The organism is Arthrobacter sp. B0316-5-4 (assembly GCF_059090325.1).
On the sequence record NZ_JBNHFN010000001.1, the window covers coordinates 644,063 to 670,365 of the forward strand.

Genomic DNA, 26,303 nt, shown 5'->3' on the forward strand with positions numbered 1-26,303 from the left:
CAAGGGCCAAGTCATCACGCCCGGCCCAGTACTTCGGCGGTTCCGCGTTGTCCATTGAGACCAGCGCCATACGGCACAGGACACGGAATGACCGGTCGTCAAGGTGGGCCCAGTGGGTAAAAGCCTTGGAGACATTGTTAGCGCCCATGGGCCACCCCCACGGAATCACCAAGACGGCCGCTCAACGCTTCAGCTGTGTGTCCACCCCCAGAGTCCCGGGGCACAGCCTCAGGCTCCGGTAGCGCTGGTGTCTGCGGTGGCGTCGAGCCCCAGTACGCGCAACAGACCGGTCTTGGGTACGCGGATCAGGCGTCCCAACCGGACTACGGGGCAGGGAAAGTCATTTGATCTGACGAGGCGGTACCCCGTGCCTGGACTGATCTGGAAGACCCGGCAGGCTGCGTCAAAGTCCACCACCGGAGGGAGGTCCAGCACTTCAGCGGAGGTCATCGGGGCGGCACTCCGGGGTTCGGCCAGCGGTGCTGCTTCGGAGGTACCAACCCATTCAAGAACGGCGCTTCGGCGGTACTGCAGCCGACCCTTGACCACGGAGCACTCGGGCCCGGTCCCCCGGTGGCGGTGGTTGTACAGCGCTTGTGCGCTGCAGCCTGTCAATTCGGATACCTGCTGGACTCCGAGCAGGTCATCTCCCTCGGGAAGCGGTGCGTGCTCCGTCCGGGGCGTTGCTTTGGCGAGATTCACTGGTTTTCACTCTCTTTCGTCATTTCTCATCCTTTTTTTGTGTCTAGCTTTAGTTCCCTTCGCCAAAGGTGCCTTGATTCTTGCATGCCCCGGTAGACTTGAACAACCGGGAAAACCGAAAACTTCCGAGCCTACGCCTCATCAGTTTGGATTGTCAATAGTTCGAGCTTTCCCGTGAACGGACGGCCAGCGTGGCCCCAAGTGCAAAGGACTGGCCACTGGTCGAAGGTTCGGGCAGCGCTCGGGGTGTACGTAGTCAATAGTTGAAGATTTTTACGGCGAAAGGATCGAAGATGGGCAAAGCAGCAGGCGTCTACCAGAGGTGCACGAAGGAGTGCCCGGCCCGGTGCAAGCGGCACAAGTGGGCGTTCAGTGTGGAGTTCCCTCCCGGTCAGGACGGGAAGCGGCTTCGTATCGCTGAATCGGGTTTCCCGGATCAGGAGACGGCAAAGGACGCTCGCACCAAAGCGATCAGGGCGCACAAGGAAGGCACACTGGAAGCTGACCGGCGGAAGGAAACCGTGGGCCAGTACCTCGAGCGGTGGCTGACGGCGAAGGAATCGGCCAAGACCATCCGTGCGGCCACCATCCGCTCATACCGTGGGCACTTGGACAATTACCTGATCCCGAACCTTGGCACCGTGCGCCTGTCGGAGCTGAAGGCGTCCCAGCTTGACGCCATGCTGGTCAAGGTCCGGAAAGCCAATGTGGGGAAGCCCCTGAACCAGCAGGTCAGCGCGTCCACCGAGCGGCGGATTGTCGCCACGCTTCGGTCAGCGCTCCGTGATGCACTCCGGGCGGGCCAGATCCATCGGGATCCCACGATCGGGGCTCACGTGTCCAAGGAAGCTGCTGAGCGCCGGGAGGTGTGGAGCCCTGAAGAGTTCAGCCGGTTCCGGGCGTGGATGGAAGACCAGGAGAACGGCCACGCGGAACGCCTAGCCCCGTTGATCCTGTTCGCCGTCGGCACCGGCATGACGCTTGGGGAAGTCTGCGGGCTCCGCTGGTCCGACGTCGACGCTACGGCCGGTTACCTCACGGTGAAGCAGCAGGCACAGCTGCAGGGCAAAGCAATCGCGTTCCAGCCCGTCAAGACCAAGGCCGGGCAGGATCGTTGGGTGCCGTTGGCCGGCTGGGTGCCCGACGTGCTGAAAGCGTGGAAGGTGAGGCAGGGACGGGAACGCCTGATCTCCGGGGAAGCATGGGCTAATGACCGCGGGCTGGTGTTCACCGATGCACTGGGCCAACCGCTGAATCCCAACAACGTGTCCAAGACGTTCGGGCGCATGGCCGAGCGTGCGGGCCTGCCCAAAGTGGTTTTCCACAGCCTCCGGCACTTGGCCGCAACGATCATGCTGCAGAACGGTCTGCCCTTGCCGGTGGTGTCCCGGATCCTCGGTCACTCCACGATCACCGTCACGTCGGATCTGTACTTTGACGTGGTGAAGGACCAGCGGTTGAAGGACGACGTCACAGCAGCGTTCACGCGGGCCTTCAGCGCCTGATTCTGGACACTTCCCCCACAAGTTCCCCAACAAACAGACAAAAAAGACCCGCCCGGAACTCCGAAAAGTTCCGAACGGGTCTAAATTCCCCGGTATTCCGGGATGGTGGCAGATGAGGGATTCGAACCCCCGTAGGCGTTGCCAGCTGATTTACAGTCAGCCCCCTTTGGCCGCTCGGGTAATCTGCCGAACTTCAAAAGAAGATCACTTCCGGAGACCGTTTCTTATCGATCCGGTAACCGAAGGCAGAGATAACCTTACAGAAGTTTGCGCGAAGAATCTAATCGAGGCTCAGCACCCTGAAATTCCTTGTGGTTCAGGCTTCGCCGAGGATCCGGCCCGCCAGTTTCGCTTCGAACTTCTCGGCCTGCTCAGGAGTGATCTGGTTGAGTTGTACGGCCCGGAGCAGGTCCGCGTGCACACCGTCCATGCGGGACGTTGCATCCGGAACGGGGCTCAGGACAATCGAGGCCGCCACAGCCGCCGCTGCCACCGCACTCGCCGCAGCCACCGCCGCCGTCCCAATGGAGCCCGCTGCCGCGGAAGCGGACTTGCTGATGGACTGGACGGCCTTGCTGCTCATGCTGTTCCTCCGACGTTGCGTTCTTCCAACTGATACAACTCTCGGCGAGCTGCCTCAGTTCCAACCTTGCGTGTGCTGTGAGCGAACTGTGAAGGCCGTCCACCGCCCCTTAAGGCGCCTTCCGTACTAGGCTGGATGGCAGACCAACCCCCGCCCTACAGGGCCCCAAACCTAAGGAGAGTCATGGCAGGCGAATCCACGTTCGACGTCGTCAGCAAGGTAGACAAGCAAGAGGTCGCCAATGCGCTCAACCAGTCCCAGAAGGAAATCGCGCAGCGATACGACTTCAAGGGCGTCGGCGCGGAGATCGACTTCAGCGGCGAGAAGATCCTCATGAAGGCCAACTCCGAGGACCGCGTCCTGGCTGTCCTGGATGTCTTCCAGTCCAAGCTGATCAAGCGCGGCATTTCCCTGAAGTCCCTGGACCAGGGCGAGCCGTTCCCGTCCGGCAAGGAGTTCCGCCTTGAGTGCACCATCAAGGAGGGCATTGCCCAGGACATCGCCAAGAAGATCAACAAGATCATCCGCGACGAGGCTCCCAAGTCCGTCAAGTCCCAGATCCAGGGCGATGAACTCCGCGTTACCTCCAAGTCGCGCGACGATCTGCAGGAGACCATGAACATCCTCAAGAAGTTCGAAGAGGCCGACCTTCAGTTCGTGAACTTCCGCAGCTAGCTCCGTAGTCGTACAGAGTCCACATTATTTCCGAGGACCGCAGCGATCAGCCTTGATCCTGCGGTCCTCGTTTTGTCTTCAGCAGTCGGCCGCGGAGTTGCGAATCCCCAAGGAACTGGGCGAGCAGGAAGCGAGCCGCAGGGCCTCGGCGACATCGACCACCGTAACTCAGCGGCAAATTAGCGCATGAATAGTTTGCGTAATCCCGGGAACACAGTATTCTTCTTCCTTAGGCGGGCCTAAGTACGGCTCCCCTTAGTGAAAGAAACCTACATGACCGCCAACTTCCTGATCGGCCTGCGCGAAGGCCTTGAGGCATCACTCGTCGTGGTCCTCCTGATGGCCTACCTCGTCAAGACCGACCGGCGGCACCTGATCCCCCGGCTCTGGGCCGGAGTGGGACTCGCCATCGCAGTTTCCCTCGCCTTCGGTGCAGTCCTCACCTTCGGTCCGCGCGGCCTGACGTTCGAAGCCCAGGAAGCTATTGGCGGCGGACTGTCCATCGTCGCGGTGGCCCTGGTGACCTGGATGGTCTTCTGGATGGCACGCACTGCGCGCAGCCTGGGCAGCGAGCTTCGCTCCCACGTCGACAAAGCAGCCGACGGCGCCGCCTGGGGCCTGGTGCTCGTGGCAGCACTCGCCGTGGGACGGGAAGGGCTGGAGACAGCCCTGTTTATTTGGGCCGCGGCGCAAGCCACCGGACAAACCACCTTCCCGCTGCTCGGCGCGTTGTTGGGCCTGCTAGCCGCCGCCGGTCTGGGCTACCTGCTCCACCGGGGCGTCCTCAAAGTGAACCTTGGCCGGTTCTTCACCTGGACCGGGGTAGGCCTGATCGTCATCGCAGGCGGCGTCCTGGCGTACGGAATCCATGATCTCCAGGAAGCCGGCATTCTCCCGGGCCTACATAACCTGGCCTTCGACGTCTCAGCTGCCATCCCGCCGTCGTCCTGGTACGGCACATTGCTGAAGGGCACCCTCAACTTTTCCCCCGCCACCACCTGGCTTGAAGCCGCAGCCTGGCTCCTCTACGTTGTTCCCGTCTTGTTCCTGTACATCCGGGCCAACCGCAAACCGGCAACCCAGGCAGTAGGCAAGACCTCCGCTCCCGTCGTCGCGGCCCACCCCTGATCCTGCGCCCCGACGCCACTCCCCCCTTAACGAAGGAAACACCTATGTTTGGCATTTTCCTGCCCTCATCCCCCACGTTCCGAAAGGCCCTTGCCGTCATCGGAGCAGCGGCTGCCGTGCCTTTGGTCCTGACGGGCTGCACGGACAACACCAAGCCGGCGAGCGCCACCGATGGCCCCATCCAGGTCTCCAGCACCGCCAACGAGTGCAAGGTCTCCGCGGCTACGGCGCCCAGCGGCAACCTGACCTTTTCGGTGAAGAACGAGGGCACGGAAGTCACCGAGTTCTACCTGCTTGCCGAAGATGGCCTGCGGATCATCGGTGAAGTGGAGAACATTGGCCCGGGCATCTCCCGGAACCTGGTGGTTACTGCCCCCGCAGGAAAGTACAACACGGCATGCAAGCCGGGCATGCAGGGTGACGGAATCCGGGCGTCCTTCGAGGTCACTGAGTCCGGCAACAAGCCCAGCGTGGATGCCGATCTGCAGAAGCTCGTGGACACGGGAACCCAGCAGTACGCGGCTTACGTCAAGGACCAAACCGAGCAGCTGGTCACGGGCACCAAGGCCTTCGCAGACGCTTTCGCTGCCGGTGACGCCGCCAAGGCACGGGACCTGTACGCCGCCACCCGCATGCACTGGGAACGCATTGAACCCGTCGCGGAGTCCTTTGGCGATCTGGACCCCAAGCTCGACGCCCGCGAGGCGGACCTTGAGCCTGGCCAGGAATGGACTGGTTGGCACCGAGCCGAGAAGGACCTCTTCCCGCCGGCAGGCTACACGGCTATGACCCCCGCGGAGCGAACCGCCATCTCCACGCAGCTCGTTGCCGACACCGAGGACCTTGCCAAACGCACCCGCACAGTGGAACTCACCGCTGACAAGCTGGGCAACGGAGCCAAGGAGCTGCTGGACGAAGTAGCCACCGGCAAGGTCACGGGCGAGGAAGAAATCTGGTCGCACACTGATCTGTGGGATTTCCAGGCCAACGTTGACGGGGCCCGGATCGCGTTTGAGAGCCTGAAGCCGGCGCTTGAACAGAAGGACGCCGAGCTCGCCACTTCCCTGGCAGGCAAGTTTGACGCCCTCCAGGCTGAGCTCAAGAAGCACGCCAAGGGCGACGGCTTCGCCTACTACAACGAGCTGACCCCGGAGCAGGTCCAGCAGCTCGCAGCTTTGGTCGACTCGCTGGGTGAGCCCCTGTCCAAGCTCACTTCGGCCGTCGTGTTGTGAGCGGCTGCCCCTTCGGGCACACCAGCGATCCCGCCGACGCGGACCGCTCTGGTGAGCCAACCGCCGTCGAGCGTTCCGGTGGGCCGGCCGCCGTCGTAAGTTCCCAGGAAGCGTCCGACGGCGGCAGTGCGGCTGCCGCTTCGACCGGCACGTCGCGCTTTTCCCGACGCGGTTTACTTTCGCTCGCCGGAGTCGGCGGCGCCGGTGCTGTGGCGGGCCTGGCGGCCGGGTTCCTCGGCCACGACGTGGTGACTGCGGGTTCCGCGACGGCTGCGACACCCGATGTTGGCGCGGCCGTCGTCCCGTTCTTCGGCGATCACCAGGCCGGCATCACGACGCCAGCGCAGGACCGCCTGCACATGGCCGCGTTCGACGTGACCACTGAGGACCGCAAGGAACTCATCAGGCTCCTGAAGGACTGGACTGCCGCTGCCGAGGCCATGACCACCGGGGTCCCGACGGGTAAGACTGGCGCCGTCGATGGCCAGTACGACGCCCCACCGGAGGACACCGGCGAAGCGTTGGACCTGCCGTCGGCGAAATTGACCCTGACATTCGGTTTCGGCGCTGGGCTGTTCGAAAAGGACGGCAAGGTCCGCTTTGGGCTCGATGGCCGACGGCCGGATGCCTTGATTGACCTCCCGCATTTCCCGGGCGACGACCTGCAACCGGGACGAACCGGTGGCGACCTTGTTGTCCAGGCCTGCGCCGACGACCCCCAGGTCGCTGTCCATGCCATCCGGAACCTGGCCAGGATCGGCTTCGGCAAAGTCCGGGTTCGTTGGTCGCAGCTGGGCTTTGGCAGAACGTCATCGACGTCCAGGGCGCAAGTGACACCGCGGAACCTTTTTGGCTTCAAAGACGGGACCAACAACCTCAAGGTTGAGGACAATGCACTGCTGGACGAGCATGTGTGGGTTTCCTCAACGGCTCGTTCGTCCGAGCAGTGGATGGCCGGCGGCAGTTACTTGGTAGCGCGCCGGATCCAAATGCACATCGAAACCTGGGACCGAACCTCGCTCCGGGAACAGGAAGGGCTGATTGGCCGGACCAAGGGCGTGGGCGCTCCCCTGTCCGGCGGCGATGAATTCACCGCTCCGGACTTTGCACTGGCCGGCAGGGAGGGCGCTCCGCTCATCCCGCTCGACTCGCACATGCGCCTTGCCCACCCGGACCAGAACGGCGGGGTGAGGATGCTGCGCCGCGGCTACAACTTCACGGACGGTTCGGACGGCCTGGGGCACCTGGACGCCGGGCTGTTCTTCATTGCTTTCGTCAAGGACCCCCGGACGCACTACGTCCCCATGCAACTGGCACTGGCCAAGGGCGACACGCTTTCCGTGGAGTACTTGAAGCACACCGGTTCGGGTCTCTTCGCGGTGCCTCCGGGTGTGGAAACGGGCGGTTTCATCGGCGAGGGGCTGTTCGCTTAGCTCTTCCTTGCCTCAATTGCGTCGCCATCCCGCTATTACGTTGTTGGCCAGCAACGGATCGGCGGGTTGGCGACGGATCAGCCAAGGCCCAGCAGCCGAGCAGGCGCTGACTAGGAGAGCGGCCGCCCGGCCATCTGCTCCAGCCTGCTGATCCGTTCCTTCATCGGAGGATGCGTGGAGAACATCCGCCGCATGCCACCACCACGGAACGGGTTGGCGATCATCAGGTGCGAGGCATTGACCAGCTTCTGGTCCTGGGGCAGCGGCAGTTGGCTCACGCCGGACTCGATCTTCCGCAGGGCCGAGGCGAGTGCCAGCGGGTCGCCTGTCAGCTGGGCGCCGTCCTCGTCGGCGTCGTACTCGCGCGTCCGGGAGATAGCCATCTGGATCAGTGAAGCCGCGAACGGTGCCAGCAATGCCATGGCAATGGTGGCAAGCGGGTTGGTGTTGCGCCGATCGCCGCCGCCGAAGATCAACAGCATCTGCCCCACGGACGTAATGACACCGGCCACGGCCGCAGCGACGGACGAGGTGAGGATGTCGCGGTTGTACACGTGCATCAGTTCATGCCCCAACACGCCCCTGAGTTCACGGGCATCAAGCAAATGCAGGATTCCCTCGGTGCAGCAGACGGCGGCATTCTTGGGATTGCGGCCCGTGGCAAAAGCGTTGGGTGTCATGGTGGGCGAAAGGTAGATCCGCGGCATGGGCTTGTTGGCGCGCACGGACAGCTCACGAACAATCTGGTAAAGCTGCGGTGCTTGCGCTTCGGTGACCGGGTACGCGGCCATGGAACGGATGGCGATCTTGTCGCTGTTCCAATATCCGTAGGCGGTGGTGCCCACGCCGATCAACGCCATGATCCAGATGGGCGTGGTGCTGCGGGTCCCGGCTGCGATGATGGCGCCCAACCCCAACAAAACGGCCCACAGCACGCCGAAAAGCGCTGCAGTCTTGAGTCCATTGTTGTGTCTATGCACGGTTGTCGCTTTCTTCCGCTCTTGAAGGGGTTCTGTACGGATTAACGCCGACGCCGGTCCTCGGGTTCCGTTATCAGCCTACGTCGGCGTTGCCGCTGGCGGAGCTAAGGGACGGGGTGCTTGGCGTCGTAGGCGACGAAGCCGGGCTGGATGCGCGAGGCCAGCCACGCCAGGACAATGCACAGGAGGCCGCCGAGCAACAGCACACCGCCTTCGCTGAGGAACTGGGTGACCCCACCGGCCAGCATGTCGCCTACCCGTGGACCGCCCGCGACCACCACGATGAACACGCCCTGGAGCCGTCCACGCAGATGGTCGGGGGTAGCTGATTGAAGGATGGTGGTGCGGAAGACTGCGCTGATGGAGTCGGAGATCCCAGCGAGCGCGCAACACAGGGCCGCTGGCAGCAACCATGGCGTGACGCCGCCGCGGCCCGAATCCCCGGCCAGCAGCACCACCAGACCGAATCCGGCAATCGAGGCTCCCCAGCCAACCACTGACCACACCACGGCGCTTCCCTGTTTCCGCACCCGGCCAAGGGGCCCGGAGAAAAGGCCTGCAAGGAAGGCCCCCACGGCTGTGGACGCCAGCAGCACGCCCACCGTTGTTTCGCCTCCGCCGATCATGACGGCGCCTATGGCAGGCATGAGCGCCCTGGGCTGGGCGCAGATCATGGCGATGAGGTCGATGATAAAGGTCATGCGGACGTTGGGCCGGGTTCCCAGGAAGCGGAAGCCCTCCACCACTGAACGCAGCCCTGGCCGTACCGCGTCCTTGGACGGTGGCAGCGGCGGAAGCCGGAAGAGTCCCCAGAGCGCAAAGGTGAAACTGATGACATCAATGGTGTAGGTCCAACCAAACCCGATGGTCGCCACGAGGACACCGGCCAACAGCGGCCCGGCCGTCATGGACAGGCCGAAGGTCAGCATGCTCAATGCGTTGGCGGCGGGGAGCAGGTCCTTCCTGACAAGGAGCGGGATGATGGCGCTGCGGGCGGGACCGTTGATGCCCTGCGCTCCGCTTTGGATTGCCACCAGGGCGTAGAGGATCCAGATGTTGCCAATCTCCAGCCAGGCCTGCAACGCCAGTCCCGCCGTGGTTGCCCAGAGGACCAGTGAAGCGATGATGGCCACTTTTCGGCGATCGTAGGCATCCGAAATAGAGCCGCCGTAGAGCCCTGCAATGACCAAGGGAACCAGCGCGAAGATTCCCAGGAGGCCCACGTAGAAACTTTCCTGGGTCAGCCTGTAAACCTCCAGGCTGACGGCCACCAACGTCAGTTGGGTGCCAATGGCAGCCACCGAAGCTCCCAGCCAGAGTCGTCGGAAAGCGGGACTCTCCTTCAACGGAGTGATGTCTGCCAGTAGTTTCGCCACCGTCCAACCCTAACCAGCATGACGGCTGCCTCCCGCACCCGCCGTCCCGCTTGGTAGGCTCACCCCGGGGAGGGAGTTGACACGTCATGTCGCGACGATTGCTGTACCGTTCGGCCTTCTGGGAGATAGCCCGGCCGCGCCATCCCCTTACCACCGGCCATGTGCTGCTCAGGTTGTCCGACCCTTCAACGGAGTTCGCCCACCCCTCGGCGACCGACTGGCTGCTCTGCCACAACTTGATCCGGACGGCACTCCGCGATGTCTTGGGCGTTGCCCGTTGCCCCATCATGTTTACCTACCGTTGGCACCCGCTCGGTGCTGCCATCGGCGAACCCGTCGCCGAATCCTCCACACCCACCTTCCACCTCTTCGGGCGTGGACCGGGTGAAACCTCGACGCCGGGACACCAATTGTTGTTGCCGGCGCACCGGCGCGCGGGGGAACCGCTAGCACGTTTGGAAGCGATCGATGATGCGATCAGGGACGTGCTGGTGCGCGCCAGACCGGCAACGGCGGCGACATCCCCGGATGGGGCGAGTGCCGCCGTCGAGCCTGTCCTGCAACCGGGCGCGCTGGTTGAATTGACGGACTCCGGACCCAACCATGCAGTGATCCAACCGATCAGGGCCGTGGAATCGATCGGCGATGTCTCTCCAGCGGAACTTTTGGCCGTGGGCGCTGCGCTGGGCGCGCTGCCCGTGGCTGGTGGACTCAGTGGATTCAGCTGCATAGCGCTGGAATCGACAGGAAACGGGGTCCCGGTACGGGTCCATGCGCTGGGACGATCGGCCGCAGAGGAAGCGAATCCCTTGGAGGCTTTGCTTTGTTCACCCGAAGTTAGCCTTGCCTTATTGTGAACTCCTCATAATAAGTGTTTTACTGAATGCATGACCGATCACACAGCCGAGCAAGCAGAATGGGCAGCAGCCCTGCATGCCCACGGCAGGCGTGTGACCAAGCAGCGTCTGGCAGTGCTCGCCGCCGTCCAGCACCATCCGCACTCCCCTGCGGAGGGAATCCTGGCCGCCGCCCGCGCAGAGCTACCGGAATTGACGGCGCAGTCGGTTTACGTGGTGCTCAGCGACCTCACGGATTTGCAGATGCTGCGACGATTCGAACCACCGCATTCCCCGGCGCTCTACGAAACCCGGGTGGGTGACAACCACCATCACGCCGTCTGTATCAGCTGCGGCAAGGTGGAAGACGTGGATTGCGCAGTGGGACACGCTCCGTGCCTCACACCGCACTGGGATGAGAACTCCAAGCCCATGACCATCCAGATCGCAGACGTCCTGTACCAGGGCATCTGCCAGGACTGCCAGTCCAAACAACAGCTTCCCATTGAAACTTCCGTTACTCACACATAGGAAAAAGGAGAACAATGACTGCTATTTCAACAACCCAGTCAGGTGCGCCCGTTACGTCCGACGCGCACTCGAAGTCCGTCGGCGCCGACGGTGCCATCATCCTGACCGACCACTACCTGGTGGAAAAGCTCGCACAGTTCAACCGCGAGCGGGTCCCGGAGCGTGTTGTGCACGCCAAGGGCGGCGGCGCTTTCGGTACGTTCAAGACCACTTCGGATGTCTCCGCTTACACCAAGGCAGCTTTCCTGCAGCCGGGTGCCGAGACCGACATGCTGATCCGTTTCTCCTCCGTCGCAGGCGAAAACGGCTCCCCCGACACCTGGCGCGACCCCCGCGGTTTCGCCGTGAAGTTCTACACCTCCGAGGGCAACTACGACCTCGTGGGCAACAACACCCCCGTCTTCTTCATCCGCGACGGCATCAAGTTCCCGGACTTCATCCACTCCCAGAAGCGTCTCCCGGGCAGCCACCTGCGCGACGCCGACATGCAGTGGGACTTCTGGACCCTGTCCCCCGAGTCCGCACACCAGGTCACCTGGCTCATGGGCGACCGCGGCCTCCCGGCTTCCTGGCGTGAAATGCAGGGCTACGGCTCGCACACCTACCAGTGGATCAACGCCGCGGGCGAGCGTTTCTGGGTCAAGTACCACTTCAAGTCCAACCAGGGCGTCAAGACCATCACCGGCGACCAGGCTGAAGAGCTTGCGGGTTCGGACGCGGACTTCTACATCCGCGACCTCAAGGAAAACATCGACGCCGGCAACTTCCCCTCATGGGAACTGCACGTCCAGGTCATGCCGTACGAAGACGCCAAGACCTACCGGTTCAACCCGTTCGACCTCACCAAGGTGTGGCCGCACTCTGACTACCCGCTGATCCACGTGGGCACCATGGAGCTGAACAAGAACCCGGAGAACTACTTCGCGCAGATCGAGCAGGCCACCTTCGCGCCGTCGAACTTCGTGCCGGGCATCGCCGCGTCCCCGGACAAGATGCTGCAGGCCCGCATCTTCTCCTACGCCGATGCACACCGTTACCGCGTGGGCACCAACCACGCACAGATCCCCGTGAACCAGCCGAAGAACGCTGTGAACAATTACAGCCAGGACGGACAGGGACGCTACCTGTTCAATTCCCCTTCCACGCCGGTTTACGCACCGAACTCCGTGGGTGGCCCGGCTGCTGTCGAGCCCACCTCACCCGCAGGCGGCTGGGAGAACGACGGCGAGCTCACCCTCTCCGCCCACACCCTGCACGCTGAGGACGACGACTTCGGCCAGGCCGGTACCCTGTACCGCGAGGTCTACGACGACGCCGCCAAGGCCCGCCTCCTGGACACCATCACCGGTGCTGTTGGCGGCGTGAAGAACGCCGACATCAAGGAACGGGCCATCCAGTACTGGACCAACGTTGACTCCGAGCTTGGTGCCAAGCTCCGCGCCAACCTCGGTGCAGGCCAGACCGAGTCCGACGCCGAAGCAGCCAACAAGCTCTAAGCGTTGCACTTCAGGAACACCCCGTTGCGGATCTCCGCAGCGGGGTGTTTCTTTTTCCACATAGCGTTTCCCACCTATGGCTCCGACGACCGCGTGGTTCATAGGATCCTTGCATGAGCACATTCGAAGGCATTTCCCCGGCCGCATTCCGCTTCTACGAGGACCTTGAAGAAAACAACAACCGTGAGTGGTGGTTGGAGCATAAAGCAACGTACGACGCCGAGGTGAAGGAGCCGCTGACAGCCCTGCTTTCGGAGCTGGAGCCGCAGTTCGGGCCGGCAAAGATCTTCCGGCCTAACAGGGACGTCCGGTTCTCACAGGACAAGTCGCCCTACAAAACGGCGCAGGGCGCCTTTGCCGCTACCCAGGAAGGCGTGGGGTACTACGTCCAGATCAGCGCCGACGGACTGTTGATTGGCGGTGGTTACCACTCCCATACCCCGGCCCAGTTGGCGCGTTTCCGGGCGGCAGTTGATGCTCCCGCGAGCGGTGAAGAGCTGCAGAGCATTATTGATGCCGTGGCGGCTTCAGGCTTTGCCATCGAAGGCGAAAAGCTGAAGACAGTACCCCGCGGTTTCGACAAGGATCACCCGCGGGCCGAGCTCCTCAAGCACAAGTCACTGTCAGCGGGCGTGGAGGTGGGCCAGCCGGAGTGGTTGTCCACTCCCGCCGCCAAGGATGAGATCTCAGCTCGTTGGGAGGTGCTGAGGCCCCTCGTGGAATGGGTCAGCGAACATGCCGCGCCGTAGGGTGGCGGGCAACCAAAAAGCGCCCGGAAACCGCTGGCTCCCGGACGCTTTTGTGGCTGATTCGTCTTAGCTGTCTGACAGGCAGCCGCTGTGACGGTCAGTCGTAGGTCTGTCAGACCTTGGTGTAGGTGTCTTCGTCCTCGTCGCCCTTGGACTGGTTGCTTCCGGCGGCACCGTTGACTGCAGACTTGGCAGAGGCGAACTTTTCGTTGAGTCGTGAGTGCCGCTGGCCATATGCGAAGTAAATGACCATGCCGATAACCAGCCAGATGGCGAAGAAGATCCAGGTTTCCACGGCCAGGTTGGTCATGAGGTAGAAGCACAAGACCGCGGAGATCCACGGAACTACCTTGCCGAAGGGAACCCGGAAAGCAGGCTTCAGGTCCGGGCGCTTCTTGCGCAGCACCAGGATGCCCAGGCTCACCATCACGAAGGCGGAGAGCGTGCCGATGTTGATCATTTCCTCGAGCAGATCCACCTTGGTTACACCGGCCACCAGGGCCACTGCGGCGCCACAGATGATCTGCAGACGGGCCGGCGTGGAGCGCTTGTCGCTGGTCTTGGACAAGGAGCGCGGGAGCAGGCCGTCACGGCTCATGGCCAGGACCACCCGGGACAGGCCCATGAGCAGCACCATGATCACGGTGGTCAGGCCCACCAGGGAGCCGAACGCAATGACCTTGGCAGCATCCGTGTTGCCAACGGCTTCGAAAGCTGTGGTCAAGGTGGGGTTCTTCACCTCGGCCAATTGCGTGTAGGAAACCATGCCGGTCAGTGCAAGGGAGACCAGGATGTAGAGCAAGGTCACTACGGCCAGGCCACCGAAGATGCCGCGCGGCAGGGTCTTCTGCGGGTTCTTGACCTCTTCGGCGGAGGTTGCCACCACGTCGAAGCCGATGAAGGCAAAGAACACCAGGGCTGCGCCGGCAAAGACGCCCAGCGTTCCGTACTGGGCCGGAGCGGCGCCGGTCAGGAAGCCGAAGAAGGACTGCTTCATGACATCGGCAGCACCGGAATCAGTGGGCTGCGAGGCCGGGACGAAGGGCGTGTAGTTGGAGAACTTCACATAGCTGAAGCCAACAACGATCACGAAGAGCACCACTGCGATCTTGATCAGCGTGAACACGTTGCCGACGCGTGCGGACAACTTTGTCCCCAGCACCAGCAGCACGGTGAAGATCGCGACAATCAGGAAGGCGCCCCAGTAAAGGTCAACTCCGCCAACGCTGACTGACGGCGGCATGTCCACGCCCATCAAGCCAAAGACGGTGCTGAGGTAGATGCCCCAGTACTTCGCGATAACCGCAGCGGCCGTGAACAGCTCGAGGATAAGGTTCCACCCGATGATCCACGCGAGGACCTCGCCCATGGTGGCGTAGGTGAACACATACGCTGAACCTGCCACGGGGATGGCCGTAGCGAATTCTGCGTAGCACATGATGGCCAGCGCACAAGTGACGGCGGCGATGGCAAAGGAGATGGTGACGGCCGGGCCTGCAAAGTTTGCGGCGGCCTTGGCACCAACGGAGAAGATGCCGGCACCGACGGCAACGGCGACGCCCATGATCATGAGGTCCCAGGTGCTGAGGCTGCGTTTCAGCTTGCGCCCGGGTTCGTCGGCATCAGCGATCGACTGCTCGATCGACTTGGTCCTGAAAATGTTCATAAAAATGCCACATTCTGGATGGGAGTGGTATAGGACTCATCAAGGATAGTGTCCGGCCAATGGACGGCCATATTTATCCCAGATAGTGAGACGAGCCCGGAAATCCCGTGACTGCTGTGGCTGGTGTGACGGAGGCAGGTAGCCCCCGTCACACCAATCAAACGCTGGGCACGTCCCAGTCCATGAGCGTTGAGCGGATAAGGAACCGCTTCCCTTCGGGAGACTCGACGGAGAACCCACTGCCTCGCCCCGGAACCACATCCACAGTGAGATGCGTGTGGGACCAGTAGGCGAACTGTTCCTTGGACATCCAGAACTCCAGCGGTTGCGCTTGCCCATCGGATCCAATGTCGAACCGGCCCAGCAGGACATCGGAATCCCCGGTTAGGAACTCCCCGGCCGGGTAGCACATGGGGGCGGAACCGTCGCAGCAACCACCGGACTGATGGAACATTAGGGGGCCATGCTGCTCCCACAGCTTCCGCAACAGTTCCACGGACACCGCGGTGAGCGCCACCCGGGAAAAGTCTTCCCCGGGCAGCGTCACTGCAGCTTCCAAGATGTCCTGGGACGTGTTGGGGTTCATCAGAACTTCAGCACCACTCGGCCATCGATCTTGGCGTGCTTCATTTCGTCAAAGACCGCGTTGACCTCGGAGAGCTCACGAGTGGAGACCGTCGGCTTGATCTTCCCCTGGGCGTAGAATTCCAGTGCTTCCTCGAGATCCTGCCTCGTGCCCACGATTGAACCGCGAACGGTGAGGCCCTTAAGGACGATCTCGAAGATCGGCGCCGGGAAATCTCCCGGCGGCAACCCATTGAACACGATCGTTCCACCGCGACGCGCCATGCCAATGGCCTGGCCGAAGGCCGAGGGGTGCACAGCCGTGACCAGCACGCCGTGACAGCCACCGGTTTCCCGCTGGATGACCTCGGCCGGATCCTCATGCAGTGCGTTGACCGTCAGCTCTGCGCCGTGTTCCTTGGCGAGCGCCAGCTTGTCGTCGGCAATGTCCACGGCTGCCACGCGCAGCCCCATGGCCACGGCGTACTGGACGGCGATGTGTCCGAGTCCGCCGATCCCGGAGATGGTGACCCACTGGCCCGGCCGGGCCTCGGTCATCTTCAGACCTTTGTAGACCGTGACGCCGGCGCACAGCACGGGAGCCACTTCCACGGGATCCGAGCCTTCAGGAATGCGGGCAGCAAATCGAGTGTCCACCAGCATGTACTCGCCGAACGAGCCGTCCACGCTATAGCCACCGTTCTGCTGGGATTCGCACAGGGTTTCCCACCCGGTCCGGCAGTACTGGCAGTCTCCGCAGGCAGACCACAGCCAGGCGTTGCCTACCAGGTCGCCGACGGCAACGTCTGTCACACCCTCACCTAAGGCCACTACTTCTCCCACACCTTCATGGCCTGGGATAAAAGGTGGCGTGGGCTTGACCGGCCAGTCGCCTTCGGCGGCGTGCAGGTCCGTATGACATACCCCCGACGTGATGAGGCGGACCAGCGCTTGGCCGGGACCCGGCGTCGGCCGTTCAACTTCCTTGACCGTAAGGTCGGTTCCAAACTCGGTTACCACTGCTGCTTGCATGGTGCTCATTGACGATCTCCTTTGATCGATGACTTGTTTAGAAGAAGCCCAGCTTGTTCTCGTTGTAGCTGACCAGGAGGTTCTTGGTCTGCTGGTAGTGGTCCAGCATCATCGCGTGGTTTTCACGGCCGATGCCTGAGGACTTGTAGCCGCCGAAAGCGGCACCAGCCGGGTAGGCGTGGTAGTTGTTGATCCACACGCGGCCGGCCTGGATTTCCCGGCCTGCGCGGTAGGCGACGTTTCCGTTGCGCGACCAGACGCCGGCACCCAAACCGTAGAGGGTGTCGTTGGCGATGCCGATGGCGTCGTTGTAGTCGCTGAACCTGGTCACGGACACCACCGGGCCGAAGATCTCCTCCTGGAAGATGCGCATCCGGTTGTGGCCTTCGAAAATGGTGGGCTGGACATAGTAGCCGCCGGCGAAGTCACCGTCCAGTTCGGCTCGGGCACCGCCGGTGAGGATCTTGGCGCCTTCCTGCTTTCCGATGTCGATGTAGGACAGGATCTTCTCCAGCTGGTCATTCGATGCCTGGGCACCAACCTGGGTATCCGTATCCAGCGGGTTGCCCTGGATTATCTTGTTGGTCCGGGCCGTGACATCGGCCATGAAGGAGTCGTAGATACCTTCCTGGACCAGGGCCCGGGAAGGGCAGGTGCAGACCTCGCCCTGGTTGAACGCGAAGAGCGTGAAGCCCTCCTGCGCCTTGTCGTAGAAGGCGTCGTTCTGGTCGGCGACGTCGTCGAAGAAGATGTTGGGGCTCTTGCCGCCAAGTTCCAACGTGACAGGGATGAGGTTGTTGGACGCGTACTGGCTGATGAGGCGGCCGGTGGTGGTCTCACCCGTGAAGGCGATCTTGCGGATACGGGAACTCGAAGCGAGCGGCTTGCCGGCCTCGACGCCGAAGCCATTGACCACGTTCACCACACCAGCCGGCAAAAGATCTCCGATGAGTTCCATCAGGACCAGGATTGACGTTGGCGTCTGCTCGGCGGGCTTGAGCACCACGGCGTTTCCGGCCGCAAGCGCCGGGGCCAGCTTCCAAACAGCCATGAGGATGGGGAAGTTCCAAGGGATGATCTGGCCAACTACGCCCAGCGGCTCCTTGAAGTGGTAAGCCGTGGTGTCCTCATCCAGCTGGGAGAGGTGGCCCTCCTGTGCTCGCACAGCAGAGGCGAAGTAGCGGAAGTGGTCAGCGGCCAAGGGGATGTCCGCGTTGAGGGTCTCGCGGACGGGCTTGCCGTTGTCCCAGGTCTCCGCAACCGCAAGGAGCTCCACATTCTCGTCAATGCGGTCGGCGATCTTGTTCAGGATCGCTGCGCGCTCAGTGGCTGAGGTCTTGCCCCAGGACGGTGCAACCTTGTGGGCGGCGTCGAGCGCAAGCTCGATGTCCTCGGACGTTCCGCGGGCAACTTCGCAGAAGGCCTTGCCCGTGACAGGGGTGATGTTCTCGAAGTAGCCTCCCTTGACGGGGGCTACCCACTCGCCGCCGATCCAGTTCTCGTAGCGGTCCTTGAAGGTGACCTTCGAACCCTCGGCACCCGGCTGTGCGTAAACAGTCATTGCTAGCTCCTTTGCTGCGAATCACGGTGGCTGTCGCCATTGATCCGAGCCTAGGAGCGGGGAGGTTGCAGCTACGTTGCAACCCTGTGATTCAGCTCACGCTGTCATGTCCGTTTCGATCCGTTCAAGGTCGGCCACGACGGCGGCCCGCTTGGGCGAGCGCGGCGGCAGCAGCTTCAAGACGGCAAGGCGCAGGTCGACGTCGTACCTCGCCTCGGGCAGCTCCGCATATTTGAGGAGCGAATCGACGCTGCCGTCGCTGAGCAGCGCTTCGCGCAGCAAATGCGAGACGCGCTCGCGCAACTGCACGACGCCGGGCGCCTCCGACCGCGGAAGAACGGCACCTTGGTAGATTTCCAGGGCAATCCGGTGGGCGCCGCGTTGAAGGCAGCTGAGGACCTGTCCGGAATCCGGGAGCAATTCCACGGGCAAGCGGTAGGGACGGGATTCGGGAACAGCATCGGGGCTGAGCCCGTGGAGGACCTTGCGGAGCCGCACCATCTCGGCGCGCAGCGTCACTGCAGAACCGTCTCCTGGGTACAACTGGGCGCACAGATCGTCGGCGCTCAGACCGGAAGGGTGGTTGCCGAGGATCGCCAGGATTTCGCTGTGCCGTGCTGACAGGGAGACGGTTCGGCCATCAATGCTCAGCAACGCCTGATCGCGACCCAACAATTGCAAGCTGTTCCGGTACAGCGCACCAGTGGTTTGGGTCGAAGTTGAAGGCGAACTCCGGCGTCGTGGTTTGTCCCGAATGGCGGCGGCCAGTTGGAGCCGCTCTATGCGCAACTGTGCCTGGGCCGCAGCAACGGTTGCCTCCACGAGGGACAGGGTGTGCGGCGCCACTGCTGTTTCCGTGCCTGTGATGTCCACGACGCCCAGCACGGCACCGGAATCAGGGTCATGGAACGGCACGGCGGTACAGCTCCACGGGTGAACGGACCGTTTGAAATGTTCGGCACCGGAGATCTGGATGCTGCGGTCCAGGGCCAAGGCAGTTCCGGGGGCGCTGGTGCCAACGGAGGCCTCGGACCAGTCAGCGCCGGCCACGAACATCATGCCCTCGGCACGGCGCTGCATCACGGGATCGCCGTCCACCCAGAGAAGCCGCCCGACATCGTCGCCTACCGCCACCAACAAACCACTGTCATGGCTGGGTTGGACCAGGAGCTTCTTGATCACCGGCATGATCGCAGCCAACGGATGCTGCCTGCGATACTCCTCGAGTTCGTCCCTGTCCATCGCAAGGGGCGCCTCCGCGACGTCCGGATTGGCTTGCAGGGTTGCAGAACGCTGCCACGACTCCCGGACCAGGCGACGCAGGCCAACGATGCCTTCATCGTCCAAAAGGCCGCTGTGATTCAGGCGCTCATGGCCCGCCAGCGCACGCCTCTGAACCAATTCCGCGGCGTCGCCTGGAACCGGCGGATGGATTGAATTCCTCATCGAACTCCCCTGGTGCGCTGCCGTGCGTGTGCAGTGCGGATGCGGTGCCCGGCACAGTACCGAGAAGTCTAGTTCGGTAGCCGGAGTTTTTGTACAGCTAACGCCCTTCGGGCAACCAGGTGTACAAAGACTCCTAGTTCAGCCGCGCGAAATCCGGACCATTTCCTCGCGCGGGACCACCTTGATGCGCTCGCGGACCACGCCGTCGCCCGAACCATCGCCGGCAGCCGCGGCTGCAGCTTCGCTCCATGAAGCACCCAACGCGGCCTCATGGGCATCCAGCCGGTTCCAGCCCTCCCAGGTGGTGTATTCGATTCCGCGCTCTTCAAGGAGGTCGATGATGGCTTGCGGATCCGGGTTTTCTGCCGGGGGCAGCGTGAGCCGGTCTTCAAGGAGGAAGCCGATGGTCTCCAGGGCATCGCCCTTGGTGTGGCCGATCAGGCCCACGGGGCCACGTTTGATCCAGCCAGTCGCGTAGATGCCCGGGACGTGGTTGCCGTCCGCGTCCAGGACGCGACCGCCGTCGTTCGGGATGACACCGCGGCGGGCGTCGTACTCAAGTTCCTCCAACGGCGAACCGTGGTAGCCGATGGCGCGGTAGACCGACTGGACCGGGTACTCGATGAACTCGCCCGTGCCCTTGACGTTGCCGGTGCCATCGAGCTCCATGCGCTCAAACTTGATTCCGGAGACCTTGCCTGGAGTCTCAGGTGAGTCCAGGATTTCCACGGGGCTGTGCAGGAAGTGCAGGTGAAGGCGTCGCGAGGAAGGTTGCTCGGACTCGGCGTGCTCCTCCACCAGCCAGTTGGTCATGGTGTTGACCATGGTCTTGATCTGGTTGTTGCTCCGGATTGCTTCATCGGAGGCGTCGTCGAACTCGAAGTCCTCCGGGTAAAGCACGATGTCCACGTCCTTGCAGTGTGAAAGCTCCCGCAGTTCCAACGGGGTGAACTTCACTTGTGCAGGACCGCGGCGCCCGAACACGTGGACATCGGTGACGGGCGACTTTTTGAGCCCGGCGTACACGTTGTCCGGAATCTCGGTGACCAAAAGCTCTTCCGGGTGCTTGACCAGCATGCGGGCAACGTCGAGGGCGACGTTGCCATTGCCGATGACCGCGATCTCCTTGGCATCCAAGGGCCATTCACGGGGAACATCGGGGTGGCCGTCGTACCAGGACACAAAATCGGCGCCGCCGAAGGAACCGTCCAGGTGGACGCCGGGGATGTTCAGGTCCGCGTCCTTGATGGCACCGGTGGAGAAAATCACGGCGTCATAGAAAGCACGGAAATCATGGAGGGTCAGGTCGCGGCCGTAGGTCACGTTGCCCAGGAAGCGGATGTCGCCACGGTCCAACACCTTGTGCAAAGCGTTGACGATGCCCTTGATCCGGGGGTGGTCGGGGGCAACTCCATAGCGGATCAGGCCGTACGGTGCGGGGTAGGCCTCGAAGAGATCGATGCTGACCTCAACCTCACCGTCCTTGACCTCGTTGGACTTGGTCAGGATGTCCGCGGCGTAAACACCGGCTGGGCCAGCGCCCACAATGGCAACGCGTAACGGACGATTGGTTGCGGCTGAGTTTGACACCGTAAGCCCTTCCGAAGCAGTGAGCCACGCCGTTGTTGGGCGCGCAGGGTTCAATTCTAGATGTCGACCCTACGCCCGGCGGCTTATATGGCAGGAGTCACAGAAATTCATAAAGATTGCGGAATATTGCGTCCATCGGCGGTGTTGGCGACATTGTGTCGACTCCGGATCAGATCATCTCAAGTTCCTCAGCAACTGCGTCAACGACGGCGGGTGGCAGGGGCGGCGGCACCGGTAAACCGGTGAGGAGCGAGTCGACGGCGGGCATCCTGTTCGGCATTGGCGCTTACGGGCTGTGGGGGCTGCTCCCGCTCTACTTCTTCATCCTGATGCCGGCCAGTGCTCTGGAGATCGTCGCCAACCGGGTCGTCTGGTCCTTGATTTTCTGCGCCCTGCTGATCACCATCACACGGGCCTGGCGGGTTTTCGGTGCCGCAGTCAAAGACCGCTCCGTCTTTGGACCGTTGGCCTTGGCGGCCGTACTGATCGCCATCAACTGGCTCACCTACACGTTCGGCGTGACCACCGGGCATGCCGTTGAAACGTCGTTGGGGTACTTCATCAATCCGCTGGTATCGGTCCTGCTCGGCGTTTTCGTCCTGAAGGAAAAACTGCGTCCCCTCCAGTGGGCGGCGGTAGGTATTGGCTTCGTCGCGGTGGGCGTCCTGACGTTCTCCTACGGACAGCTTCCCTGGATCGCCCTGATCCTTGCCTTCAGTTTCGGCTTGTACGGCTTCGTGAAAAAGCGTGTCGGACCCAAGGTTGATGCGCTCACGAGTTTGTCGGTTGAAACGGTGGTGCTGGCGCCGTTTGCCGCGATCACCATGGTTGTCCTGGGCGTATCGGGCGCCGCCACACTGACCACTCACGGGTCCGGGCATTTCTGGTTGCTGGTGGCGTCGGGTGTCATCACGGCCGTGCCCCTGCTTTTCTTCGGCGCCTCGGCCCGCCGTCTGCCTATGACCACCATAGGTCTGCTTCAGTACTTCGCGCCGATCCTCCAGTTCATTGTGGCCCTGACAGTCTTCAACGAGACCATGACCACGGCCCGCTGGATCGGCTTCTGCGTGGTGTGGCTCGCCCTGGTGCTGCTGACCATTGACATGCTCCGGACGACGCGGAAAAACTCCGTGCTCAAGAAGAAAGCCCGACTCGAGGCATCACACATGTAGGGTCCGTGCGGTTCTGGGCATGGTGAGCAGTTTTGTTCATTTCTGTTGAGGGGCCGTGGAGCCGGACATAAAGTTGCGGAAACTTTCACCGCAATGTCCACCCCACCGCACCCCCGCAGTCTGAACGGAGCAGTTTTGAACTTCAATGGACCCACAGTGAGCCGCAGGACCCTTTTCCGGGCAGGAGGTGTGGCAGCCCTGGCCGGAGTCCTGCTTTCCCAGGCTGGCACCTCGTTTGCCGCCACCGACGCCGGGCTGCTGGAACTCATTGATCGACGGCGGCTGGTCCTCACAGGTGGCCAGAGCGCCGTGGGCATCCCGGAACTGGCGTCGCAGCTTGAAGGCATGGGCCAGACCACCGAAAAATGGTGGTCCGCCATGGACAAGGCATCCTCCCGGACAACCTTGTGGGCCGACATTCCACTGACTGGCATCGGTCAGTCCACGGCTGCAACCGGAAATATGGGCCTGCACTTCAACCGCCTTTACGACATGGCCCTGGGATACTCGGTGGCGGGCAATCCCCACGCTGGAAATCCGGCACTGGCTGCTGACATTGTTGCCGGCTTGCAACTCCTGAATGACACGGCCTACAAGCCGTCCACCAAGGCAGCGGGCAACTGGTGGTTCTGGGAAATCGGCGTCCCGCGCAAGACCGTCGACATCCTGACGCTCCTTCATGCTGAAGTTCCCGAAGCCCTGCGGACGTCCCTGTTGGCTGCTGTCCGGTGGTTCGCACCCAACCCAAACTGGCGCGGCCGTGCTACGTCCCTGCCAGAGACCGGTGCAAATCGCGTGGACAAGTCGCTGGCCTGCTGCATGCGGGGGATCCTGGATAACAAACCGGACGAGATTGCCTTGGGCCGGGATGCCCTGAGCGATACAGTCCGCGGCGGAACCAATAGTGTTTTCACCTACGTCACCAGCGGCGACGGCTTCTACGCCGATGGCTCCTATGTTCAGCACTCTTACTTGCCGTACGCAGGAACCTACGGCGTGGTTGCCTTGGCTGGAATCGCGGAAATCGTTGCGATGCTGGGTGGAAGCACGTGGTCGGTGAACGACCCCAAGCGTTCGGTACTCCTTGACGCTGTAGAGGACACGTATGCGCCCTTCGTGTGGGACGGACGGATCATGGACACCGTCAGGGGACGTGCAGTCTCACGTCAGCGCGAACCCGACTACGTCAGCGGCTTTGGCCTGATCTCAGCGGTCCTGCTGCTGGCGCCAGGCTGCGAGGAGCCGTACCGTTCACGGTTCCTGGCTCTGGCCAAGGGCTGGTTGGAACGCTGCGCAGACCAGAAGCTCGTCGGCCACCCAACCCAGAGCCTGGCAAAGTCGTTGCTGTCCCTTGGCGTGCTTTCCGATTCAGCGGTGGTCGGTGTCCCAGCCCCCGTCTACAGCCGTATGTTTGCTGATCAGGACCGATTGGTCCACCACCGACCGCAGTGGGGCTGCACGGTGAACCTTTCCTCAAAGCGGATAGGCCGCTACGAGTGGGGCAACAGTGAAAACAACCTCGGTTGGTACCAGGGCGATGGCATGACGTTCCTCTACACCCGGGAAGACCCTTCACAGTTCAGCGCAGACTTCTGGCCCACTGTGGACCCCTACGCACTGCCCGGGACCACCGTTAACGATCAAGTACGTGCCAGCGGCGCCGGCGGCGCGGGAACCGGAATCCCCCGCGCTTTCCAGGCATTCGCTGGTGGCCTCACGGTGGACGGCCGTTGGGGCATCGTCGGCATGGACCACCTGAACCACAACAAGACTCTCTCGGGCCGGAAGTCCTGGTTCTTCCTGGATGATGCCGTGGTGTGCCTCGGCGCGGGCATTACCGGGACGGGCGGAGCTGCGGTGCAGACCGCCATCGAGAACAGGTCCTTTGCCCCGGGTTCCGTCCCGGCTGTCCGGACGGATTCCCGGAACCGCACCCTGGCCCCCGGAGAGGCTCCCGTAGCTGTCAAACGATCCGTTCATCTTGAAGGCCACGGTGGGTACGTCATCCTTGATGCACCAGGGCTTACCGGTACACCCGACGTTGCTGTGGTCCGCCGGTCAGGGACCTGGTTCGACATAAATTCAGGCGCAGACACCGGCGGCAGCACGGATCCTGTCACCAGGGATTATGTGACCATCACGCATCGCCACGGCGTTGACCCTGTGGGATCGGGCTACGCCTACATGATCCTGCCTGCCGCCGATCATTCCACCACGTTCTCCCAGTCCGCCAACCCTGGCGTAAGGGTCCTTGCCAACTCGGCGGAGGTCCAGATGGTTGAGTCCGGCAAAGACAGACTGGTCATGGCCAACTTCTTCGCTGCGGGCTCCGGCGGCGGATACACGGCGTCCGGACCGTGCAGCGTTGCCGTGCGCCAGGTCGGTGACAAGCTCACCGTGTCCGTAGCAGATCCCTCACGGTCGCAGGCTTCGGTGCGGGTGACGCTTCCCGGTTCGTGGAACACCGTGGTCCAGGCGGATGCCGGCGCTGCGCTCATCGCTGGCAACACCATTGAGGTCCAGCTCGACGGACACGGCCACCAGAAAAACCTGACACTCGCCACCTAGGTAAGCGCCGCCGTCGTAGTGCCGGGAAGGCGCCCGCGCAAAAGAGGCGGGCCGGGGAAGTGAAACCCCGGCCCGCCTCTTGCGGCGGAAAACAGCCCTTACGCGTGGGCCTTGATGGCTGCGGCGAGGACCTCGAGGCCGTCGATGAGCAGCTCGTCGCTGATGACCAGCGGCGGGAGCAGGCGGATGACGTTGCCGTAGGTGCCACAGGTCAGGATAACGACGCCTTCCTGGAGGCAGGCTGCGGCAACGGCCTTGGTGAGCTCGGGGTTCGGTTCCTTGGAGCCGGCCTGAACGAGTTCGATGGCGAGCATGGCGCCACGGCCACGGACGTCGCCAACCACGGAAACTTCGGCTGCCAGTTCGCGGAGCTTGCCCAGGGCGAGCTCTTCGATGTGGCGGGCGCGGCCGTTGAGGTCGTGCTGCTCCATGGTGTCGATGGCTGCCAGTGCTGCTGCGCAAGCGACCGGGTTGCCACCGTAGGTGCCGCCGAGGCCGCCCGGGTGAACGGCGTCGAGCAGGTCGGCGCGGCCGGTGATCGCGGACAGCGGGAGGCCGCCAGCGATGCCCTTGGCCATGGTGATGATGTCCGGGACAACACCTTCGTGGTCAACGGCGAACCATTCGCCCGTGCGGCAGAAGCCGGACTGGACCTCGTCGGCGATGAAGACGATGCCCTTTTCCTTGGCCCATGCCGACAATGCCGGGAGGAAGCCTTCGGCCGGGACAATGAAGCCGCCCTCGCCCTGGATGGGTTCGATGATGATCGCGGCAACCTGGTCGCCACCGATCTGCTTCTCGATCATGGTGATGGCGCGCTTAGCAGCCTCGGCGCCCGTGATTTCCGGGTTCTCTTCACGGAACGGGTAGCTCATGGGCATGCGGTAGACCTCGGGCGCGAACGGGCCGAAGTTGGTCTTGTACGGCATGGCCTTGGCGGTGAGGGCCATGGTCAGGTTGGTGCGGCCGTGGTAGGCGTGGTCGAAAGCAACCACGGCGTCGCGACCGGTAGCCAGGCGGGCAACCTTGACGGCGTTCTCCACGGCTTCAGCGCCGGAGTTGAACAGCACGGTGCGCTTGGCGTGATCGCCCGGGGTGAGGCGGTTGAGCTGCTCGGCAACTGCAACGTAGCCCTCGTACGGGGTGACCATGAAGCAGGTGTGCGTGAAGTGTGCAGCAGCTTCCTGGACAGCGGCGACGACGGCGGGGTCGGACGCACCGACGCTGGTCACGGCGATGCCGGAGCCGAGGTCGATGAAGGAGTTGCCGTCGACGTCGCGGATGATGCCGCCGTCGGCGTCTTCAACGTAAACGGGGACGCCGGAGGCGACGCCGGCAGCAACGACGGCGGAGCGGCGCTCTGCCAGTGCCTGCGACTTGGGGCCGGGGAAGGCGCCGTTGATGTTGCGCTTCTGCTCGATGCGGTACGAGAGTTCGTTCGCGGTAGTGGTCATGGGGTGGTTGCCTTTCTGGGAAGC

Annotated in this window: 22 protein-coding genes and 1 tRNA gene; 11 read left to right on the forward strand and 12 right to left on the reverse strand. The window is 62.9% G+C overall.

The genetic code is table 11. The features are described from left to right. Positions 1–228: 228 nt before the first annotated feature. Positions 229–702, reverse strand: a complete 474-nt coding sequence (locus tag AC5RU9_RS03020; protein ID WP_494015259.1) for a helix-turn-helix domain-containing protein — start codon at positions 700–702, stop codon at positions 229–231. 293 nt (positions 703–995) lie between these two features. Between AC5RU9_RS03020 and AC5RU9_RS03025 the strand changes: the two genes are divergently transcribed. Then, positions 996–2,207, forward strand: a complete 1,212-nt coding sequence (locus AC5RU9_RS03025) for a tyrosine-type recombinase/integrase (RefSeq protein ID WP_494015260.1) — start codon at positions 996–998, stop codon at positions 2,205–2,207. A gap of 103 nt (positions 2,208–2,310) precedes the next feature. On the opposite strand, the gene AC5RU9_RS03030 is transcribed toward AC5RU9_RS03025, so the two are convergent. After that, positions 2,311–2,395: transfer RNA gene (locus AC5RU9_RS03030), tRNA-Tyr, on the reverse strand. 128 nt (positions 2,396–2,523) lie between these two features. Next, positions 2,524–2,790 (reverse strand): hypothetical protein, encoded by a 267-nt coding sequence (locus tag AC5RU9_RS03035; RefSeq protein WP_211712039.1) that lies wholly within the window; start codon positions 2,788–2,790, stop codon positions 2,524–2,526. A gap of 183 nt (positions 2,791–2,973) precedes the next feature. On the opposite strand from AC5RU9_RS03035, the gene AC5RU9_RS03040 reads away from it, so the two are divergent. The 4 genes from AC5RU9_RS03040 to efeB all read left to right on the forward strand — a co-directional run bounded on the left by AC5RU9_RS03040 (position 2,974) and on the right by efeB (position 7,258). Next, positions 2,974–3,465: a YajQ family cyclic di-GMP-binding protein gene (locus AC5RU9_RS03040; RefSeq protein ID WP_017200185.1), complete on the forward strand. Its 492-nt coding sequence runs from the start codon at positions 2,974–2,976 to the stop codon at positions 3,463–3,465. Positions 3,466–3,738: 273 nt separating this feature from the next. Then, on the forward strand, positions 3,739–4,593 hold the full coding sequence (gene efeU / locus AC5RU9_RS03045) for an iron uptake transporter permease EfeU (protein ID WP_494015261.1): 855 nt from the start codon (positions 3,739–3,741) through the stop codon (positions 4,591–4,593). Between the two features lie 44 nt (positions 4,594–4,637). Further along, entirely contained in the window at positions 4,638–5,825 is a 1,188-nt protein-coding gene (efeO, locus tag AC5RU9_RS03050) for an iron uptake system protein EfeO (RefSeq protein WP_494015262.1), read from the forward strand. After that, positions 5,822–7,258, forward strand: coding sequence for an iron uptake transporter deferrochelatase/peroxidase subunit (efeB, locus tag AC5RU9_RS03055; protein ID WP_494015263.1), 1,437 nt, complete (start codon positions 5,822–5,824; stop codon positions 7,256–7,258). Before efeO ends, efeB begins: the two co-directional genes overlap by 4 nt. Positions 7,259–7,368: 110 nt before the next feature. Here the strand turns inward: efeB and htpX are convergent, their stop codons facing one another. Continuing rightward, on the reverse strand, positions 7,369–8,238 hold the full coding sequence (htpX, locus tag AC5RU9_RS03060) for a zinc metalloprotease HtpX (RefSeq protein WP_494015264.1): 870 nt from the start codon (positions 8,236–8,238) through the stop codon (positions 7,369–7,371). Between the two features lie 104 nt (positions 8,239–8,342). Continuing rightward, a complete protein-coding gene (locus AC5RU9_RS03065) occupies positions 8,343–9,614 on the reverse strand; it encodes an MFS transporter (RefSeq protein ID WP_494015265.1) in 1,272 nt (423 codons plus the stop codon). Between the two features lie 86 nt (positions 9,615–9,700). Here AC5RU9_RS03065 and AC5RU9_RS03070 point away from each other — a divergent pair, with 86 nt between their 5' ends. From AC5RU9_RS03070 to AC5RU9_RS03085, 4 genes are all read left to right on the forward strand, one after another. Continuing rightward, positions 9,701–10,471, forward strand: a complete 771-nt coding sequence (locus AC5RU9_RS03070; RefSeq protein WP_494015266.1) for a hypothetical protein — start codon at positions 9,701–9,703, stop codon at positions 10,469–10,471. 30 nt (positions 10,472–10,501) lie between these two features. Next, entirely contained in the window at positions 10,502–10,981 is a 480-nt protein-coding gene (locus AC5RU9_RS03075) for a Fur family transcriptional regulator (protein ID WP_494015267.1), read from the forward strand. Positions 10,982–10,995: 14 nt separating this feature from the next. Then, the gene (locus tag AC5RU9_RS03080; RefSeq protein WP_211712031.1) at positions 10,996–12,477 is read left to right on the forward strand and encodes a catalase; all 1,482 of its coding nucleotides are present in this window, start codon (positions 10,996–10,998) and stop codon (positions 12,475–12,477) included. Positions 12,478–12,590: 113 nt separating this feature from the next. Further along, positions 12,591–13,226 (forward strand): DUF2461 domain-containing protein, encoded by a 636-nt coding sequence (locus AC5RU9_RS03085; protein ID WP_494015268.1) that lies wholly within the window; start codon positions 12,591–12,593, stop codon positions 13,224–13,226. A 112-nt stretch (positions 13,227–13,338) separates the two neighbouring features. Here the strand turns inward: AC5RU9_RS03085 and AC5RU9_RS03090 are convergent, their stop codons facing one another. From AC5RU9_RS03090 to AC5RU9_RS03115, 6 genes are all read right to left on the reverse strand, one after another. Beyond that, entirely contained in the window at positions 13,339–14,892 is a 1,554-nt protein-coding gene (locus AC5RU9_RS03090; RefSeq protein WP_494015269.1) for an amino acid permease, read from the reverse strand. Between the two features lie 157 nt (positions 14,893–15,049). After that, positions 15,050–15,478, reverse strand: a complete 429-nt coding sequence (locus AC5RU9_RS03095) for a DUF779 domain-containing protein (RefSeq protein WP_494015270.1) — start codon at positions 15,476–15,478, stop codon at positions 15,050–15,052. Beyond that, positions 15,478–16,488: an alcohol dehydrogenase AdhP gene (adhP, locus tag AC5RU9_RS03100; RefSeq protein ID WP_494015470.1), complete on the reverse strand. Its 1,011-nt coding sequence runs from the start codon at positions 16,486–16,488 to the stop codon at positions 15,478–15,480. The genes AC5RU9_RS03095 and adhP overlap by 1 nt, the downstream gene beginning before the upstream one ends. Before the next feature lie 37 nt (positions 16,489–16,525). Beyond that, complete coding sequence (exaC, locus tag AC5RU9_RS03105) at positions 16,526–18,049, reverse strand: acetaldehyde dehydrogenase ExaC (RefSeq protein ID WP_494015271.1); 1,524 nt, start codon at positions 18,047–18,049, stop codon at positions 16,526–16,528. A 96-nt stretch (positions 18,050–18,145) separates the two neighbouring features. Continuing rightward, a complete protein-coding gene (locus AC5RU9_RS03110; protein WP_494015272.1) occupies positions 18,146–19,495 on the reverse strand; it encodes a GAF domain-containing protein in 1,350 nt (449 codons plus the stop codon). A gap of 138 nt (positions 19,496–19,633) precedes the next feature. Next, positions 19,634–21,085 (reverse strand): FAD-dependent oxidoreductase, encoded by a 1,452-nt coding sequence (locus AC5RU9_RS03115; protein WP_494015273.1) that lies wholly within the window; start codon positions 21,083–21,085, stop codon positions 19,634–19,636. Positions 21,086–21,201: 116 nt separating this feature from the next. On the opposite strand from AC5RU9_RS03115, the gene rarD reads away from it, so the two are divergent. After that, positions 21,202–22,257 carry an EamA family transporter RarD gene (gene rarD, locus AC5RU9_RS03120; RefSeq protein ID WP_494015274.1) on the forward strand — a complete coding sequence of 352 codons (1,056 nt, stop codon included), beginning with the start codon at positions 21,202–21,204 and terminating at the stop codon, positions 22,255–22,257. A gap of 156 nt (positions 22,258–22,413) precedes the next feature. Beyond that, entirely contained in the window at positions 22,414–24,825 is a 2,412-nt protein-coding gene (locus AC5RU9_RS03125) for a polysaccharide lyase 8 family protein (protein ID WP_494015275.1), read from the forward strand. Positions 24,826–24,923: 98 nt separating this feature from the next. Here the strand turns inward: AC5RU9_RS03125 and gabT are convergent, their stop codons facing one another. Then, positions 24,924–26,279: a 4-aminobutyrate--2-oxoglutarate transaminase gene (gabT, locus tag AC5RU9_RS03130; RefSeq protein ID WP_211712022.1), complete on the reverse strand. Its 1,356-nt coding sequence runs from the start codon at positions 26,277–26,279 to the stop codon at positions 24,924–24,926. Positions 26,280–26,303 lie beyond the last annotated feature (24 nt).